Raw genomic sequence first — 678 nt, 5'->3', positions numbered from 1 at the left:
GCCCCCGCCAGTCCGGCTCTTCCCACCAGAATGGTGGTGCTTCAGAGGCCACGCTAGCGACCGTTCGCGCCCTTCAGGCGCGACTTGACGACCAGCGGCTGGATATAGGGCTCAAGCGATTTCAGCGTGCGCGCCAGCGCGCCACGCATCTCGTCGACGGTCGCCACACCCGCCGCCATCATCTCGTGGCGCGCCACTTCGTTGGTCAGGAGGAAATTGACGGCGCCGGCCAGCATGTCGCGATCGCGCACCAGCTTGGCGCCGCCGCTGTCGAGGAGACGCTGGTAGGCCTCGCGAAAATTCTGAACATTGCGCCCGGCGAGAACCGCGGTGTCGAGCATGGCCGGTTCCAGCGGGTTCTGGCCACCCTCGGAGGTCAGCGAGCGGCCGACGAAGGCGATTTCGGTCAGCCGGAGATAGAGTCCCATCTCGCCGATCGTGTCGCCGAGCAATATATCCGTGTCGGCGGCTATCCTGTCGCCCTTGCTTCGCCGCGCGACCTTCAGGCCCATGCCGGAAATCTGCGCCGCAAGCGCCTCGCCGCGATCGGGATGACGCGGAACGACGATCGTCAGAAGACCATGGTGGCGTTTGTGCAGCGTCGCGTGGACTTCAGCCGCGACCACTTCCTCGCCGTCATGGGTCGAGATCGCCGCCCAGGTCGGGCGCGTGCCTATC

At 66.2% G+C, this 678-nt stretch carries 1 pseudogene; it reads right to left on the bottom strand.

Annotation, left to right across the window (positions count from 1 at the left end):
• Positions 1-53: 53 nt before the first annotated feature.
• Positions 54-678: pseudogene (locus tag EN939_RS36795) on the bottom strand (3-deoxy-D-manno-octulosonic acid transferase); the annotation flags it as partial.

This window comes from Mesorhizobium sp. M7A.F.Ca.CA.002.05.1.1 (assembly GCF_003998335.1).
In the GTDB taxonomy this organism is placed as follows: domain Bacteria; phylum Pseudomonadota; class Alphaproteobacteria; order Rhizobiales; family Rhizobiaceae; genus Mesorhizobium.
The sequence above is the reverse complement of the archived record's forward strand: the minus strand, read 5'-3'. Positions and strand labels throughout refer to the sequence as shown.